The organism is Paenibacillus sp. sgz302148 (assembly GCF_056120465.1).
This window is the reverse complement of the sequence record NZ_JBVYOJ010000019.1, coordinates 125049-142317: the sequence shown is the minus strand read 5'-3', so window position 1 is coordinate 142317 and position 17269 is coordinate 125049. Positions and strand designations below refer to the sequence as shown.

The window sequence follows — 17269 nt, the reverse complement described above, 5'->3', positions numbered from 1 at the left end:
CGGATTTATAAATTATAGAAGGCTCTTGAACGTTTGACGGATGACGTTCCCACGGCTGATGATGCCGACCAACACGCCGCCCCGTTCAACCGGAACCTTCTTGATTTTTTTCTTGCCGAGCGTCGCGGCAATGTTCTCGATTTCCTCGTCCCACGCAACTTTGATCACTTTTTTCTGAGCGATATCCATGACGTTCAGATCAAGCAGCTTCTTGGCTCTTTCCTCGTATTCGACAGCGTCTCCTTTGAAGACGGCGGCGTAATATACAACGTCAACTACGAAGTCCTGATGCTTGCCGATATAACGCATAATATCCCCGTCGCTTACATAACCGACGATTTCGTTGCGATCGTTGACAACCGGAAGTCCGCTGATGCCATGAGCGATGAATTTCTCCACGACGGAACGCACCGTATCGCTTTCCTTCACTTTGTACACTTCTTTGACCATAATTTCATAAGCCTTCATCCAAAATCCCTCCGATCAAGTTGTATTATGAAACTATTTAATTGTATTATACAACTATAATAATCCGTGTCAATGGTTTGACAAAAAGTTGAAATGGCCGTGTTGCATTTCAAAAATAAGTTGACGTATGTTACGATAAGGGATGAGAGTCGAGGTGGAAACGGACATGGATACTCGCGTCATTGAACAAATCGAATTTGAATTGGCGTTTCTTGTACGCCATGCTACATCAATCTCAACCGTTGCCGGCAACATTGACCGTTCCGCGTATTTGTTGCTGCATCATATAACGACCCAATATCCGGTTGGGGTGAAAAATCTCGCGGACGAGTTTCATTTGGATATTTCCACAGTCAGCCGGCAAACCGCGTCGCTTGAGCAGCGAGGGTTCGTGACCCGAGTGCCTGACCCTACGGATGGGAGGGCTTACTTCTTCCAAATTACCGAGACGGGCATGGCTGCCCTGTCGGAATACCGGAATGCCCGGCTTGCCCGAATCGGCAAGAAATTGGAGGATTGGTCGGATGAGGAGTGCCGGCTGTTCGGCCAGTTGCTTGAGAAATTTAACAATACCATCCGCGGTTAGTGTACCCAATGCCCGCGGAAAACAACGAAGCCTAATGATCTCGCCATGAGATCATTAGGCTTCTTCTAATCCGTTCTAGTCCTCCAGCGCCGCCTTCAAACGCCCCGGATGAATCCGCATCAGGCTGCGTAATCCTTTTTTGTCCACGATGCCTTCCGAAGCCAATTGGCTTAACTGCTCCGTTACCGTCTCGCGAATGCTGCCCATCATGCTTGCGAGCTCCTGGTGAGTCAGCTTGACCTCCAGTTGAACCCAGTCCGTCTCATCATGGCGTCCCTCTGACACGGGGACACTCGCCCCGAATTTCCCGGCAAGCTTGTGCAGCAAGTAAAGCAGCCGCTTGCGCACACTCCCGTAAGCGATATGCTCCAGCAGCTCCTCCACTTCTTTCAGGCGCGTAGCGACGATTTCGATAAACTTTAAAGCGAGCCGCGGCTTCTCGGTCATGAGCTGCTCGAACTGCGCTTTGTCGATCGTGCAAATGACGGCGTCGGTAAGGGTCTGCGCATACAGATGTTCCGAACCCGTGGCAAAAGACCCGATCTCCCCGAACAGGTGGCCGGCCCCTAACAGGTCTATGGTGAGCTCCTTGCCTCCCGCGGATATTTTATATAAACGGACGGACCCCGATTTGACGAGATACAGAAGCTTCCGGTCCTCAAGCGGAGAAGCGACGATCGTCCCTTTTTTGACCCAATGGACAGGGGTTGCCGGTTCGAGCTCCCGCAGCTCCGCCGCATCCAGCTGCTGAAACAGATTGATTCTCGATAGAAATTTGACCTTATCCAGACGTGTTCCCTCCCGTTTCCCGGCACTGTAGGCCAGACTACATATGTTTCAGCTTATACGAATTATACTTTTGTGCAAGAGCAGGTTATCCTGCCAAAAGCTCGAGGAGTGGAAATTTCGTATGATTACGGTTGTGCTTCAATCGATTCTTGCGTGCATGCTCGCAATCTCCGTGGCGATGAAGCTGCTGCGCACGAAGTCGATGGTTCAGCATTGGAACGAGTACCGTTACCCGATGTGGTTCATGAACGTCATTGCGTTGCTGGAGCTGGCCGGCATCGCGGGCATCGTCACCGCATTCTGGGTTCCCGGCGTAAGGCCTTCCCCCGCCGGGCTGCTCGCGGTTCTCATGGTCGGAGCTATACAAGCTCATCTTATTCGAGCCAAACATCGCCCTGCGATGGCGATCAACGCTTTGGCTATGCTGGTCATCTCCGTTGTTCTGATCTTCAGCTAGGTTAGACTTGTCGGCTTGCCTGGTACCCACTAACCTCTTCGCTCTCTTGGCCCCTGAAAAGGGGCTTTATCTGTCTCCGCAGCCCCCATCCCCAGCGATGAACCCCCCGAGTCCATTCGTCCTTTATTACGAAACCCGCATCCTCCTTATGTCCTATTTATGAGGAAAAATCATAACATTCCATCAGGCTTCTTCCGCATTGGGGAGGTGACCGTTCGCGGTTTGTTTATTCGGTGAGAGTATGCGGCACCAAACACAAAAAAGGCCGACCCTTGTCATCGCAATGACAATCGGGTCAACCCTGAAATGTTCTGCTACCTGGAACCTACATCCGCACGGCAAGCAAATAGAGAATGAGCACGAGCGCCATGCAGGCGGTAAATTTATAATTCGGCCTTGCAAGCTCGAATACCGACTTCTGGAACAGTCCCGCCAGCAGATTGTTTACGGCGGAAGCCGGCGAGATCGGATTGGATACGGCCCAGCTACCAAGGAGAAGCACGGCGAAATAAACCGGGCTGATATGAACGGCCGCCGGATCAACGCCGCCCGCAAGAACGGTGACCGGCACGATCGGATGAAGGCCGATTAACGATGTCATCGCAATGAGAACTACCGTAAACACCGAAAAGGACAAGGAGATCGGAACGGGAATCGGCTCAAGCAGCGCCGGTATCGACGAACCGAACCCGGTTGCCCCGATCGAGCCGCTGAAAAAACCGGCGGCCAGGAACAGCGTAATCTCCTTTCTCAGCGCCGGCAGTGTTACCGTGACGTGATTAACCAGTCCTTGACGGTATGTCGCCATGCCCCTCTTCGCCAAACACCAGATCAGAGGGAAGATGACCGCCGCTATGCAGGTGAGCATGACCATGGGCAGCTCGATCCATCGCTCCAGCACCAAGATGACGGCGATGGAGGATGCCAAATAAATGGCGAGCCCTGCCGGAAATGCGGCCTTGCCCTGCATTGGGGTCTGCTCCGCCACCCGGTCGGCGGCTTCCTCTCCCCGTTTCGCTTTAGATGGCTCATATTCCTTACGGCGCAGCCCTCTATAATCGACGGCCAGGCTAACAAGCAGGCTGATCGCAGCCAGGCCGAGCAAATACGGAATAAGCGACGACCAGCCGAGCGAAAGCGAGGAAGTCACGAGCGTCATCGCGGCAAAATAAGGCGACCATAAAATCGCGCCCGCAAACCCGCGGTTCAGCGCATTGGCAAGCAGCCGGGACATGCCCGGCTGCGGTTTGACGAAAGCCAAGTGATAAACAACCGGAATGGACCCTACGTTGATGAACGCGCCCATGATTTGGGTCAGCAGCTGCGTGCCGACGAACATCACCGTCCTGCTCCGCAAGTTCGTGTCGTAGAACCGTTTCAAAGCCTCGACGTAATCCGGAAGCCGAACCGGAATCCCGAACAGCGGGGCGAAAACAAACAGGGTGACCAGCGTCACGTTCATACTGGCTGCTTCCAGCCAGTATCGGGCGTCCGCCTTTTGCAGAAGCATGAGCAATGCCCCGCCGATCATAAAAGAAACGGTAAGCCACAGCGTCATCCCCCTGATCTGGGGCAATAGCAGGGCTACCGCAACAAAAACCAAACTGCCGAGCACCAGGGTAAGCGGCTCCCAGTGCGTAAATTGCTGCACGACAAACACAGCCGCCAGCGAAAAAATGATCGCCCGGTCCAATACTGCCTTAGCTGCCCTTGTCATGATGTCCGCCTTCTTTCATGAACTTTATGCTTGTCTTTACTTTAATTAAACTGCCAGCAGCTTAAGCTTAAATTGCCATATTGATAGCTGCGGTGAAGCAATTTGGCTTGCCGGTTTCGGTCTCCGGCACCCATCGCAAATACCGGTTCACGGATAAAGCGACTACCGGAATATCTGCGTCTGGATAGATCAGTTTGAGCACGGCCCATGCGCCATGATCCAACCCTCTCTCCTCATCCAGCTCACTCTGTATGCCGTGCTTCGACAACAACGATTGAACTTGGTCGCTGACCGAACGTTCGCCTTTGGCCGGGTAGGTCATCCGGTACAGCTCATCCTGGAAACCGCCGAAATCATAAATCGTGCTATACGTATCGACAGCACTTATCGTTTGTACGGATTGTTCCCAATGTGCCGAAAAAAGCACGATCGCTTTAGGCCTCGGAATTTGAGTCGCAAAATGTTTCAGAAAAGCAGTGTATCCATTTTGTTCGAGAACGATCGAAGGCGCACCGTGCGCGAAAAAATACGAAGGCATCATCTTGCAGTTCACTCCTTATTCGTATGCACGCCGGCATCTGTAGTAAGCCAATTCACAAAATCCCGCTGATTCTCCTCGGAGACGCCGTGATCGGTCGGGTACGTTTTGAACGTCAAGCGAGACGTCTGGTTTTGAAAATAAGCTGCCGTTTCATGACCGATCCGGATCGGGAATACCGAATCGAATTGTCCGTGGGAAATAAATACCGATACGTCTTTCACGCTTCGCAGCGGGTATTCCGTCTTCACGAATTCCGGCACATACCCGTTTAACGCAACGATTCCTTTTAACTGCTCCCCCATCGTGAGCGCAAGCGTCATGGACAAAATCGCGCCTTGGCTAAAACCGAGCAAATATCGCTTGCTCGCATCAATCGAGTACTTCTCGGTTGCGTAATGGATGAAATCCTCCAGTTGCCGAACCGCTTCGTCAAACATCTCACGGATGGGATTACCGAGGCTTTTCAACTCATAATATTGATATCCTGCACCTAGCGTAAGATTACCTCGTACGCCGACAATAATAAATTCATCGGATAGCGGCGCCACCAAACCGAACATGTTTTTCTCATTCGACCCTTTCCCGTGAAGCGTGAAAATCGCCGGATATTTTTTGTCCGGATCCATATTGGCGGGCAGTTGAATGTCATATTGGTAAGCCGGTTTCATCGGGCTTTCCTCCTCTGTTATGAATTAAACGCCGCGTTTTTTGCGGAACGCGTAATCAACCGATAGGGGCGTCGTATCAGTAACTACCAAATAAATTGCCACCATCATAAAAGCAAGATCCAGCTCGTAACCGGCCATTTGGCTGTTGCCAAGCAGCCCCGCGGAAAGCTTCATCGTAACGATCGCGCCGATGAGCATCAGCACGAATAGAGCCGATACATAACGGGTGAAGAGGCCGACAATAAGCAAAATTCCTCCAACCAGTTCAAGTATCGCTACGAGATAGGCCAAAAATCCGGGCACGCCCATCGAGCTGAACCAAGCCTCTACATTTCCTAGGCCCATTTGGAATTTACTGATTCCGTGAGCTAAAAATAATATGCCCAATACGACGCGCATCAGGGTCGATACAAATGCTGTTTTCGCCACTCTTATTCCTCTCCATTCAAGTTTTATTAGTAATAAAGATATTAATTTCGTATAACTAATTTTATTGATGATGTGTTGGCATGTCAACAAAAAAATTGTTAATATGAATTTATATTTTGTATTACGTATATTTAATAAGGAGTGAACCCGATGGACATCGGCTCCACCATAAGAGCAATCCGGAAACGAAAAAACATAACCATCGCGCAAATTTGCGAAGAAACGGGCTTATCCCAAGGCTTCATGAGCCAGGTTGAAACGAATAAAACGTCGCCGTCCATAACAACGCTCGAGAGCATCGCGAAGGCTTTGAAGGTACCACTCGCTTATTTGCTGCTGCAAAAAGAAGAACGCATGCATATCGTCCGCAAAGAGGAACGAAGAATAACGACAAGCGGCACCCAAAAACTTAAGGTATCCCACCTGAGCTCCACAAAAAACGTCCGGATGATGCTCGTCGAGTTCCCTCCGGGCGCCTCGACAGGCGAAGTTCCGCATGCGCATGAAGGCGAAGAAGTCCATGTTGTCATTAAAGGGAGAATCTACGCCGAGCAGGGAGAAGATGCGGCAGAATTCGGAGAGGGCGATTCGTTCAGCTGGAATGCCTGCACGCCCCATTTGGTGAGAAATATAGGCGAGGAAATGGCAGTTGTCCTCATTTCCATCTATACGGAAACGGACTCTACAGAAAATTTTTTATAGGCCGGGTTTTTCGGATCGATTAATAGCAAAAATCCACAGCCTTGTGCGGCTGTGGATGCTTTTTGTCTGCGTGACTATTGCTGCGGGCGATATTTCTCGCTTGTTGGCTACCTTACGCTTGCCATCCCGATGATGATGCGGCTGTATTTAAAAATTTTTACCTCGTACGTATGCCCTTCCTGCATGCGGACGCGCTCCGCGTATATCTCGTATGTATCGCCTTCGCTCGTTGTTACTCTGTCTCCTCCGCGCCTTGGATCCCATCTCTCCTGAATGGTTACCTGTTTCGTTACGGAGCCTTGCGCGATATCCAGCAAGCCTGTGCCTAGCATGACCAAGATATAAAGCAGCATCATGATATAAAAGAACCCGAATATATAATTGACCTTCGAGGCGACATATCGTTTCCTCACTCGATCCGCTACATAAGGGATCAAGAAACTATATAACAGCAGCGCTGCGCAGCTCATGCTGAGCTGGGTCCATAATACGGTGCGTTCCTCCGACCGGTACATGGCGAATACCACAACCGACCCGATGATCCAGATCGCCACGGTACCCAATCTCGCCATATTTCTTTTCTTCCGGTACCACTTGAGTTTGTTGATTTCTGCAGTGCTCAAAGGTATGCTCCTCTCACGAATGTTCCTCTTAAGTCCCCCCGCTTTTTTGAATATTTTAACATACTGTTTCCCTCAAATAACTTACTTAAGTTGAGAAACGATAAAAAATTGAGTAAACTATACATAACGAAGGAGGCGTTTCAGAATGGCCGATCAAGCAATTAATATGGAAATAGGAATCAGCACCTTTTTGGAAGCGACGCCGGACCCGGCGACGGGAAAGGCGATCAGCCATGCCGAACGGCTGCGCCATGCGGTTGAAGAGATCGTATTGGCCGATCAGGTCGGCCTGGATGTGTATGGCATTGGGGAGCATCACCGGGCCGATTACGCAGGCACCGCGCCGGCCGTCGTACTGGCGGCAGCGGCGGCCATGACGAAGCGGATCCGGCTCACGAGCGCCGTTACGGTGCTGTCTTCGGACGATCCGGTTCGCGTATACCAAGCTTTCTCCACGCTGGACGGCATCTCGAACGGCCGGGCCGAAATTATGGCGGGACGCGGTTCGTTTATCGAGTCTTTCCCGCTGTTCGGGTACAGCTTAGACGATTATGACGAGTTATTCGAGGAAAAGCTGGAGCTGCTGCTGGCGATCCGAGCATCGGAGAAGGTCACTTGGCGCGGCGGCCATCGTCCCGCCATCGATAACCTCGGCGTCTATCCCCGCTCCGTGCAGAACCCGCTGCCGGTATGGATCGCAAGCGGCGGTAATCCGGAGTCGGCCGTTCGGGCCGGCATGCTCGGTCTGCCGATCGCATTCGCCATCATCGGCGGCATGCCGGAGCGGTTCGCTCCGCTCGTCGAGCTTTACAAGAAGGCTGCCGCACGGGCCGGGCACAACCCGGAAACGCTGCAGATCGCAACGCATTCGCACGGCTTCGTCGGCGAAACGACCGAACAAGCCGCGGACTTATTTTTCCCTTCCACGCAAGCTCAGATGAACGTGATCGGGCGTGAGCGAGGGTGGCCGTCCTACACCCGCGAATCTTATGACGCTGCACGCAGCCTGCGGGGCGCCTTGTATGTCGGCGATCCCGAATATGTCGCGGAGAAAATTGTTTTGCTTCGCAAAAACTTGGGAGTCACGCGTTTCTTCCTGCATGTTAATGTCGGCACGATGCCGCACCGCGAAGTCATGCGCGCCATCGAGCTGCTGGGCACCCGGGTCGCGCCGATCGTGCGTAAGGAGCTTGCCCGGGTTTGATGGACAGATTCCCACGGTTTCACTCGGTTCGATTTACTTCATCCTAGAGGACCGCAAAAGGTTGACAGCCTACGGTGAGTTCCTCTTAGTCCGGACATTATAGCGCCGTGGTCGTCCACAGCCCGTTGTGAATGGGAGTCGGCTGAAACCGACTCCTGTTTTCTTATTTTCACCGTTCCGTTCCGCTGGACTCAGGCTTCCCGCACACGCCGTAGAAGAACATCCGAACCATGCCTTCCAGAAACTTATCCATATCTCCGCTTTGCGCGGCCATATTCAATAAAATTTCATATTGATTGAGATAGAGCTGAATAAAACCCAACACAATGTCGATGGAGACGTCCTCCGAAATTTCGCCGCTGTCCTTTCCTTCCTGGATCATCCGAACGGTTAACGGTAACGCTTTCTCCTTATATTGTTCCTCGATATAATGAGTCAGCTCCTGGTCGTCGGCCAGCAGTTCCTTGATTACGCCGGGCGGCATCTTCTTATAGGTCTCCTTCCCCTGAAATAGGATATATTCGATCTTTTCCTTAAGGGAATGTCCCTCATTCATGAACTCTTCGAAATTGCGGACTGCTTCGTCCACGAAACCGAGGAACACTTCGCGGAGCAAGGCCTCCTTGCTTCCGAAATAATTATAAATCGTAACCTGCGAAACTTCGGCCGCCTTGGATATATCGGCAATCCGAATCCGCTTCAGATCCGATGTTCTCATCATCTCGAGCGTCGTTTTCATAATTTTATCTTTGATCCGGCCCGCTCTTTTCTCAAATCCATTCATTGCCGTTCCCCCTAGCTTCATCGATATATGATGAAATTTATGAAATTATTCATTAAAAATATTTCATAAAATCGTTGACGGACTTCCCGCACGCGAGTATATTATAACATATGAAATATGGCGATCCCAATATTTCATTTCTTTCATTCCCGGAGGTGGCGGTATGTTAACCGTTCAACAGTTGACGAAGAGATTTTCGAATGGCAAAGGGATTTTCGATGTATCGTTTTCGGTGAAAAAAGGCGAAGTGTTTGGTTTTCTTGGGCCGAACGGCGCGGGGAAGTCGACGACCATCCGGCATATGATGGGCTTCATGAAGCCCGACAAAGGATATGTCATGGTAAACGGGATGGATACGTGGAAGGAACAGGGGAAGGTGCAAGCCTGCATCGGGTATTTGCCGGGAGAAATCTCTTTTATCGAAGGAATGACGGGCAAGACGTTCCTCGATTTCATGGCCGACATGCAAGGCGTGAAGGACCTGTCTAAGCGCACTCGCTTGATCGACCGGCTGCAATTCGACGTCCATACGCCGATCCGCAAAATGTCCAAGGGGATGAAGCAGAAGGTCGGGATCGTCGCCACGTTCATGCATGACCCCGAAGTGATTATTTTGGATGAACCGACATCCGGGCTTGACCCGCTCATGCAAAAAGTATTCATTGAAATCGTATTGGAAGAAAAAGCCCGCGGCAAAACATTCCTGATGTCGTCGCACAGCTTTCCGGAAATCGAACGAACGTGCGACCGGGCCGCAATTATTAAGGACGGCGTCATCATCGCCGTCAAGGATATCCACGAGCTGCAGTCCATGCAGCGGAAGCTGTTCGAAGTCACTTTCGAGAATCAAGCCGAGGCAAAATCGTTCCTGGAGTCCGGTCTGCTTGTCGAATCGCACGAAGGCAATCGGGTAAGAGTGGCCGTCCAGGGCAACTACGATCGGTTCGTAGAAGAGACGGCGAAATACAATGTGCGCAATATCGATATTTTCACACAAAACCTGGAAGATATATTCATGAATTATTATGACCGGAAGGGGATGACGAAATGAACGCCACTTTATATAAACAAATGATGAAAGTGAACATGAAGGGCTTCATGAATTTTGCGGTCGGGTCCGCATTTTATATCCTGCTCATGTTCTGGTTATACCCCGGCATCGCGAAAAATTCCAAAGCGATTGACGATCTGGTCGGCTCCATGCCGGAAGGCGTGGGAAGAGCCTTCGGCCTTAACGGCTTCGGCAGCGCCGAGGCATTCATCTCCGGGGAATATTACGGATTGATTCTCGTTCTTCTCCTCGCGATTGTATGCGTCCAGTTATCGACGCAGTTGATGGCGAAGCTGGTGGATCAAGGCTCCATGGCTTATTTATTATCGACCCCGACGACAAGGGGAAAAGTCGCTTTCACGCAAGCCGCGGTTCTGACGACCGGTCTTTTCTTGATCATGGCCGTCACGACGATCGCTGGGTTTGCCGGAAAAGCATGGTTTCTGGGAGAGGAGTATGCGTTCGACCCTTCGAAATTTCTTCAAATGAATACCGCGGCGTTCCTACTGTTCTTCGCCGTGGGCGGCATCTGCTTCCTCGTGTCCTCCCTATCGAACGACGAGAAGAAGGCGCGCGGCATTTCCGGCTTGATCACATTCGGGTTTTTCAGCTTGGATCTGATCGGCAAATTCAGCGAGGATATCGATTGGCTCCGCAACATCTCTATCTTCTCCCTGTATAAGCCCGGCGAAATCATCAACGGGACTGTGGATTTGACTGTGCCTTACATTCTTCTGGCCGCGATCGGATTGGTATCGGCAGCTCTAGGCATTATTCTGTTTCGCAAACGCGATTTGCCTTTATAGGATTTGTACATTCGGTGTAAAAATATTAAACTCCAAGCCGGGCGGCTTGGAGTTGTTTCGTTCGTTCTATTTTTGCGCAAACGTGTGTAGGTTTGGCTTTACGTAATAACGTGCGTCGTACCGCACCTCTGCTCGTAGAACAGCTTGCGGTTCCGGTTGAACATGCAGCGCAGCGCATGGATGCCCACCCAGGCATTCACCGCGAACAAACCTAACGTATACAGCATCATGAATATCGCCGGAAAGGAGTAAATGCCCGCTTGGATATAGGCGACATTAAGCCCTCCGACCAGCAGATACAGGAGCCCGTACCGGACCGCCAGCTCTTGCAGCCGGATGCGCTCTTCCTTTCCTTTCAGACGAATCCTGACGACCCATTTCCCGAATGTCCGCCCGTTCGTGATATACGGAATGATCATGAAATAAACCACAACGACGACGACATAGGAGAAGGGAATTTTCAAGAGAGCCATAATGACGAAAGCAGGCAGCAGTATGCCCCAATCGAACAAAAAGGCCACTCCTCTGCGAGTGTAGGAGACGCGTTTCGTCGTCAAATCGACGTGCTCATCCAGCTTTTCGATTCGAGGCAAGAAAGCCGAAAGCCACTCCGCCGCGACAAAACCGACCATCCCGCCTGCGGTGTTCATCATCAGATCGTCCACATCGAATAACCGGTACGGGTAATCGTAGATGCCGTAAATGCCGGTTACCTGCGTGATCTCGAAGAAGAGCGACAATCCGAAGGAATACAGCAAACATTTCACCCAGCGAGCCCGAAAATAATATCGTAAAAACATCCCGAACGGCACCGTAAGGAGCACGTTGAAGGCGACTTGCAGGAATGCCCGCTCCTTCAGAAGATGCAAATACGTCGAAGGGCTTTCGAGCCTTACGCCGGTTTCCTTCATAATATCCGACAGGAAGTGAAACGGAATCCACTGCACATAGGAAGCCGCCTTCGGGGGCTGATTATGAATCGACGCCGGCAGCGGAAGGATGATGAGATAGATGGCATTCATCAAGTAGAGCAGCAACAAATACAGAATCAATCCGCGAACCTTATGCACATACCCGTAACGGCGATATTGAACGATCAGAAAAGGCAGCGTGAATAAGGCCGCGGCGATCGGAAACGTGTAGAAAGCATATGAAATCGGAATCAAATAAGATTCAAACATGCGAACAGAACACCTGCCAATTAGAATATGAAACGGTAATGCAAGCTTGGAAGCATCGCGATCTACCATTGTACCATATCCGCTTAGCAGGCGAAATACGCTTTGATAACCTAGCGCTTAATCCTTAAACCGGCACTCCCGAAGCGGAACGACGCGCGTGCGATGCTTGATTTTGTAGCCGGCAAACACCGCGACAAATAGCGGCAGCCCGATGTATGTGGCAGCCAATCCGTATACGTTGACGTTTCCTTCGCGGAACATCGAATAGCCTTGCCCGACGATCACGATGGCGCAAATGACAAACGCAACGATTGGCCCGAACGGAAACCATCTCGCCCGGTAAGGCAACTCCTCCAGGCTATGGCCTTGAGCGACGAACGCTTTGCGGAACCGGTAATGGCTGACCGCGATCCCGAGCCAAGCGAGAAAGCCGCACATGCCGGAGGCGTTAAGCAGCCACACATAGATAACCCCTTCCCCGAACAGGGAGGCAAGGAAAGCCAGCATCCCGATCGCGGCGGTAACGGCCAGTGAAGCGGTCGGAATCCCGCGTTTATTGAGGCGCGTGAGCCACCTTGGGGCCTTGCCTTCCTTGGCAAGCACCCAGAGCATGCGGGTGGAAGCATATAGACCGGAACTGCCGGCGGACAGCACCGATGTCAAAATGATCGCGTTCATGACCGATGCCGCGAAAGCGAAGCCTGCTTTTTCGAATACGATCGTAAACGGGCTGACCGCAATATTGGTAATATCCGCATTGAGCAGCATCGGGTCCTGATACGAAATCAAGGTGCCGATGACGAAGATGGCAAGGATGTAGAACAGCAAGATGCGCCAAAAAATTTGCTTGATCGCCTTCGGCACGTTTTTCGCCGGATCTTCGCTTTCTCCCGCGGTAACGCCAATCAGCTCCGTTCCCTGAAACGAGAAGCCCGCCGTCATAAATACGCCGAGCATTGCCATGAAGCCGCCGTGAAACGGGGCGTCGCCTTCCGTCAGATGGCCGAATCCCGCTTTGTGATCGCCCATAATCCCAACGATCATCAGAATCCCCAAGGCGATAAAAATGAGAACGGTTGCGACTTTAATGATGGAAAACCAATACTCCGACTCGCCGAATGCCCGGACGGACAAATAATTGATAAATACGATAATGCCGAGGAATAAAGCACTCCACAAGAGCGAAGACGACTCGGGCAGCCAAAACTTCACGATCAGGCTGGCGGCCGAAATTTCGGCGGCAAGCGTAATCGCCCAGTTAAACCAATAATTCCAGCCGAGCGCGTAACCTAGCGCCGGATCGACGAATCTGCCCGCGTAGGTGCTGAACGAGCCCGAGACCGGCATGTATGCGGCCATTTCGCCAAGACTGGTCATGAGGAAATAAACCATAAACCCGATCGCCGCGTAAGCAAGCAGCGCTCCGCCCGGCCCAGCCGTATGAATCGCGCCCCCGCTGGCGAGGAACAGCCCCGTTCCGATCGAGCCGCCGAGTGAAATCATCGTCATATGGCGGGCTTTCAATCCGCGTACCAATTGCTTTTTTTCCTGCTTATTCTGCTTCTTCTTGTTGTCCATGTCTAATTTCCTCTCTAGACAATAAATGCAGCCCGTGCCCATCCCCGGACCGTGCTGCTTCATTAATCCTCTTATTATAATGGCACTTCGGCCGATTTCCTAATTTATATTTTTTCCAGCCTGCTCCCTTATAAACGTGTGACGTGCGAAGTCCTGCTGGCTTGCGATCATTGAGCCAGCTTGTCTTTCGGGAGCGCGGCGAGGATGTCCGTTTCTTTAAGCAGCGCTTGCTGCAGCGTGCTTTGGACGGCAAACGCATCCTTGATTTGCCCTCGCAGATCCAAGATGATTTTCGCCAGTTTCGCGCCGATTCCCGTAAGGACCGCCTGACACCCGAGAAGATGAACCCCTTCGATAATGCGGGTCATGCGCAGGAAGATGTCGGCGTTCACGAGTGCGGCTCCCGACATATCGATAAATACTTTTTGAATATTGCGGCGTTCGATTTCTTCCAGCAGCTTCTCTTCGATCTTTTGGATTCGCGATTCATCCAACGTGCCGATCAGGGGCAGGACGGCCATCTGGTTAAAAATCGGGATCAGCGGAACCGTTAATTCGTCGATAATCGCCTGCTTCGACTTAAGGACTTCGTCTCTGTATTTCGTAAATACGACGTTAAACTGGATGATAAAGTTATCCAAGGCGTCGTTAATCCGCTCGGACAGCTCGAATGTTTCCTCGGCAGAAATGCCGGTGTACAAATAATATCGGCGGAGAAACGACCAGATCACTTTGCGCAATGCATAGAACCATTCCATCTTCGTCATGATCGGAACGTCCGACTTGGCCCAGGCCATTCCGCGCTCCTGCGCGAGCTGGATGATTTCCTGTGTCATGCCGTCGTGCACGAGCGATAAAATTTGGTTCGCATGGTCGAGCAGATCTTGCGTCGTCACGAATTTGAGCGACGATACGATCTCGAAGCTGTTCTGCGCTTCGATTTCCAGTTGGCGGTTGAACTGCTGGCGATTGGCTTCAAAAAAATCTCTTACATCCATCGATTGCTGGATCACTAGATTCATTTGTTTGCTTTCCTCCAAAGTTCGACTTAAACGCGGAATCCGAATCGTGAATTCGGTGCCTTCACGTTCCTTGCTTTCCACGGTTATGGTGGCGTTATGTTCATGGAAGGCAGTGTACACTTGCGTCAATCCGAGTCCGGTGCCCGTATCCGATTTGGTAGAGAAAAAAGGCGTTCCGAGCAGCTGCAGCTGATCGCCGGGCATCCCTTTGCCGGTATCGCGAATGCGGAGGCAAACGATATCGCCCGACCTGAAGTGTTCGACGGTAATCGTACCTTCGCCTTCAATGGCCTCAAAGGCGTTTTTGAGCAAATTAAAAATCGCCCGTTTCAGCTGGTTCCTCTTGCCTAATATGAGCGTATTGCTATTATATAAGCGCTTTTCTACTTTAACCCGATAGATTTGGTTGTCGAACAGGGACAACGTACTCTCAAGAAGCTGGCATAGACTGAGCTCGCTCCAATGCTCGTCGTCCCGCTCCGGCTTGGAGACGACCAGCAAATTTTGCACGGTGGAAATGGCCTGCTCCAATTCGGAGTTGACAATGTCCCAATAGCGGCTCTCGTGTTCCTTTTGCATGAGCTGCAAAAATCCCTTTACCGCGGTTAGCGGATTCCGAATCTCGTGTGCTATGCCGGCAGATATTTGTCCAATGGCTGACAGCCGCTGCAGCTCGCGCGCTTTTTCCACTTCCTTCTGTTCATCGTCCATAGGATCACCTTCCTGATATTTCTATTTTTCAATGATCTTATTGTAAGTATACCTGATGATTCCAATCTAGCAATGGAGCACATCGTCATATCCGGCAGAAAAGAAAAAAGACGCCCGAATCAGGCGCCTTTGCCAGTACATGTCATATACGTTGCGAACCACGCCGTCATTTCCATCATGGCGAGCGAGGCGCGAACCTTTATCCCGCATAAGTCTCATTCCCACATCTAGTACTCTGGTTATTGGGTCACGGGCGACGCTTTACCTACCCGCCTTGTCCCGGCGTATGGCTTCTCGCCGTTCGAAAATCCTGCGGCGTCAGCTCGTTCTGCTTCTTGAAGAAACGAATGAACGCCAGCGCCGAGCTATAGCCTAGCGCAGCCGCGATTTCATTCACTTTCATCGATGTGTTCAGCAGCATGTCTTTGGCAATGACGTTTCGGTAATCGTTGACGTACTTCGATAGCCCGATACCGGTAATTTGCTTGTAAATCCTAGATAAATACGACGGATTGAGGCCCACATAATCAGCCAGGGCCGTGAGCGAAATATCGGTCGAAATATGCTCCTCGATATATCGATGGACTTTATTGATAATCTCCGTCGGCAATTCGGAGCCGCGCAGCGTATTCCATTCGAAGAAGCAGTCCGCCAGTCGCCAATAATATTGAATCAAATCCGGCCATGATGCCGAATCGCCGTGGCGGAACAAAATATCGAGATCGAGCTGCGAATTCACATAATCGCGAAGGTCCTGATTTTTGTGAATATAGGACAAGAACACCGCCGAAAGAGCATGATACAGCTCAATTTTCCGCTCACTCTGGGCTTCCTGGTCGTTCCATACAGCCGTCAGCTCGGCGAACAGCTTGTTGAACTGCTCTCGATGGTTATTCTCCAGACATCCCATGAGCAGCTGCACCCGGGCATGGAAGAAACCGTCGTGAAACCGTTCCGCCTTGTCCCGGTTCTGGGCGATCTGGATGTCCTTGTCGGTCATAATGACCTCATGCAATAATCCGTGTCCTTGCACCAGGCCGTACTTGATCGAATGAAACCGATCCGACAGGTTTTGCCAAGGGATCGCCTCGCTCCCGAGAAGGAACGACACCGATAGGCGCAGCAGCTTCTTGCATGTTGCCTGCACGCTCTCCAGAATGCCGCTCGTATACCGATGGGCTCTGATCCAGTCCAATTCGCCGGAATCGCCGGAAGGCTCGTCGGAAGCTTTCGGTTGAATGATCCAAACGATCTTGGACAGCTCGAATACGATCGAATAGCTTCTCACGTGTGCCGACAAATATTCGTCGCAAATATTTTGCACGGCATAAGCAAGCAGCGCTTTATCCGGTGTCGTGAACAGCTCCGTCCAGGCATCGACCCTGCCGATGAGCAAATAAACGGGCAGCGTGGCGGCAAGCGGAATATCGATTTCCTGAAAAGCTTGCGCGAGCTGACTTTCCGTCATTTGCTTGCCTTGAAAGAGCCCCCATAAATACTCCTTTTGCAGCGAAGGCAGAGCCAATCTCATCTTCGATTGCGCTCTCGCGACCATCTGCGCCTGATCCTGTTCTTCTTCGATTTTTCGGATGGCCCGTTCTACGGACTGAATGATTTTTTCGTCGCTTTCCACCTTCAGAATATAGTCGAAGCCGCCGTACGTAATGGCGTTCCTTGCATATTGAAAATCGTTGTAGCCCGTCAGGAAAATCACTTTGCAGGCGGGCCACTGCGATTTTATTTCCTGCAGCAGCTCGATGCCTTCGATTCCGGGCATCTTAATATCGGAAATGACGATATCGATGCGATGGCGAGACAATACCTCCAAAGCTTCTTCGCCTGAATAAGCTCTCATGACCTCAAGCTGCATATGTTCGGTTTGCTCGAACAGCTCCAGAAGGCCATCGACGATAATGGGAAGATCATCTACGATAAGCAGTCTATACATGTCG

Annotated in this window: 18 protein-coding genes and 1 pseudogene; 6 read left to right on the top strand and 13 right to left on the bottom strand. The window is 51.3% G+C overall.

Features of this window, described 5'->3' with window-relative positions:
• Positions 1 to 12: 12 nt before the first annotated feature.
• Positions 13 to 468: a CBS domain-containing protein gene (locus tag AC0LWM_RS25175; RefSeq protein WP_474677761.1), complete on the bottom strand. Its 456-nt coding sequence runs from the start codon at positions 466 to 468 to the stop codon at positions 13 to 15.
• A gap of 166 nt (positions 469 to 634) precedes the next feature.
• On the opposite strand from AC0LWM_RS25175, the gene AC0LWM_RS25170 reads away from it, so the two are divergent.
• Positions 635 to 1054, top strand: a complete 420-nt coding sequence (locus tag AC0LWM_RS25170) for a MarR family winged helix-turn-helix transcriptional regulator (RefSeq protein ID WP_474677760.1) — start codon at positions 635 to 637, stop codon at positions 1052 to 1054.
• 75 nt (positions 1055 to 1129) lie between these two features.
• Here AC0LWM_RS25170 and AC0LWM_RS25165 read toward each other — a convergent pair whose 3' ends face one another.
• Both AC0LWM_RS25165 and AC0LWM_RS25160 read right to left on the bottom strand, forming a co-directional pair.
• On the bottom strand, positions 1130 to 1501 hold the full coding sequence (locus AC0LWM_RS25165; protein WP_474677759.1) for a Crp/Fnr family transcriptional regulator: 372 nt from the start codon (positions 1499 to 1501) through the stop codon (positions 1130 to 1132).
• A gap of 6 nt (positions 1502 to 1507) precedes the next feature.
• Positions 1508 to 1783 (bottom strand): annotated as a pseudogene (locus tag AC0LWM_RS25160) (Crp/Fnr family transcriptional regulator); the annotation flags it as partial.
• A 181-nt stretch (positions 1784 to 1964) separates the two neighbouring features.
• Between AC0LWM_RS25160 and AC0LWM_RS25155 the strand changes: the two are divergent.
• Entirely contained in the window at positions 1965 to 2300 is a 336-nt protein-coding gene (locus AC0LWM_RS25155) for a DoxX family protein (RefSeq protein ID WP_474677758.1), read from the top strand.
• A 325-nt stretch (positions 2301 to 2625) separates the two neighbouring features.
• Here AC0LWM_RS25155 and AC0LWM_RS25150 read toward each other — a convergent pair whose 3' ends face one another.
• The 4 genes from AC0LWM_RS25150 to AC0LWM_RS25135 form a co-directional block, all read right to left on the bottom strand.
• Positions 2626 to 4017: a hypothetical protein gene (locus AC0LWM_RS25150; RefSeq protein WP_474677757.1), complete on the bottom strand. Its 1392-nt coding sequence runs from the start codon at positions 4015 to 4017 to the stop codon at positions 2626 to 2628.
• Between the two features lie 67 nt (positions 4018 to 4084).
• Positions 4085 to 4558, bottom strand: a complete 474-nt coding sequence (locus tag AC0LWM_RS25145) for a dioxygenase family protein (protein WP_474677756.1) — start codon at positions 4556 to 4558, stop codon at positions 4085 to 4087.
• Between the two features lie 8 nt (positions 4559 to 4566).
• Entirely contained in the window at positions 4567 to 5226 is a 660-nt protein-coding gene (locus AC0LWM_RS25140) for an alpha/beta hydrolase (RefSeq protein WP_474677755.1), read from the bottom strand.
• 24 nt (positions 5227 to 5250) lie between these two features.
• Complete coding sequence (locus AC0LWM_RS25135; RefSeq protein WP_474677776.1) at positions 5251 to 5625, bottom strand: DoxX family protein; 375 nt, start codon at positions 5623 to 5625, stop codon at positions 5251 to 5253.
• A gap of 180 nt (positions 5626 to 5805) precedes the next feature.
• Here AC0LWM_RS25135 and AC0LWM_RS25130 point away from each other — a divergent pair, with 180 nt between their 5' ends.
• Positions 5806 to 6357 carry a helix-turn-helix domain-containing protein gene (locus AC0LWM_RS25130; RefSeq protein WP_474677754.1) on the top strand — a complete coding sequence of 184 codons (552 nt, stop codon included), beginning with the start codon at positions 5806 to 5808 and terminating at the stop codon, positions 6355 to 6357.
• Positions 6358 to 6464: 107 nt separating this feature from the next.
• Here AC0LWM_RS25130 and AC0LWM_RS25125 read toward each other — a convergent pair whose 3' ends face one another.
• On the bottom strand, positions 6465 to 6980 hold the full coding sequence (locus AC0LWM_RS25125; protein ID WP_474677753.1) for a hypothetical protein: 516 nt from the start codon (positions 6978 to 6980) through the stop codon (positions 6465 to 6467).
• A 145-nt stretch (positions 6981 to 7125) separates the two neighbouring features.
• Here AC0LWM_RS25125 and AC0LWM_RS25120 point away from each other — a divergent pair, with 145 nt between their 5' ends.
• Positions 7126 to 8184, top strand: coding sequence for an LLM class flavin-dependent oxidoreductase (locus tag AC0LWM_RS25120; RefSeq protein WP_474677752.1), 1059 nt, complete (start codon positions 7126 to 7128; stop codon positions 8182 to 8184).
• A 169-nt stretch (positions 8185 to 8353) separates the two neighbouring features.
• On the opposite strand, the gene AC0LWM_RS25115 is transcribed toward AC0LWM_RS25120, so the two are convergent.
• Positions 8354 to 8968, bottom strand: a complete 615-nt coding sequence (locus AC0LWM_RS25115; RefSeq protein ID WP_474677751.1) for a TetR/AcrR family transcriptional regulator — start codon at positions 8966 to 8968, stop codon at positions 8354 to 8356.
• Positions 8969 to 9131: 163 nt separating this feature from the next.
• Between AC0LWM_RS25115 and AC0LWM_RS25110 the strand changes: the two genes are divergently transcribed.
• Positions 9132 to 10019 carry an ABC transporter ATP-binding protein gene (locus tag AC0LWM_RS25110; protein WP_474677750.1) on the top strand — a complete coding sequence of 296 codons (888 nt, stop codon included), beginning with the start codon at positions 9132 to 9134 and terminating at the stop codon, positions 10017 to 10019.
• Entirely contained in the window at positions 10016 to 10825 is an 810-nt protein-coding gene (locus tag AC0LWM_RS25105; protein WP_474677749.1) for an ABC transporter permease subunit, read from the top strand. The genes AC0LWM_RS25110 and AC0LWM_RS25105 overlap by 4 nt, the downstream gene beginning before the upstream one ends.
• 98 nt (positions 10826 to 10923) lie before the next feature.
• On the opposite strand, the gene AC0LWM_RS25100 is transcribed toward AC0LWM_RS25105, so the two are convergent.
• The 4 genes from AC0LWM_RS25100 to AC0LWM_RS25085 form a co-directional block, all read right to left on the bottom strand.
• On the bottom strand, positions 10924 to 12006 hold the full coding sequence (locus AC0LWM_RS25100) for a VanZ family protein (RefSeq protein WP_474677748.1): 1083 nt from the start codon (positions 12004 to 12006) through the stop codon (positions 10924 to 10926).
• Between the two features lie 117 nt (positions 12007 to 12123).
• Positions 12124 to 13584, bottom strand: coding sequence for an amino acid permease (locus AC0LWM_RS25095; protein WP_474677747.1), 1461 nt, complete (start codon positions 13582 to 13584; stop codon positions 12124 to 12126).
• 167 nt (positions 13585 to 13751) lie between these two features.
• Entirely contained in the window at positions 13752 to 15317 is a 1566-nt protein-coding gene (locus AC0LWM_RS25090) for an ATP-binding protein (RefSeq protein ID WP_474677746.1), read from the bottom strand.
• Positions 15318 to 15582: 265 nt separating this feature from the next.
• On the bottom strand, positions 15583 to 17265 hold the full coding sequence (locus tag AC0LWM_RS25085; RefSeq protein ID WP_474677745.1) for a response regulator: 1683 nt from the start codon (positions 17263 to 17265) through the stop codon (positions 15583 to 15585).
• Between the last annotated feature and the right edge of the window lie 4 nt (positions 17266 to 17269).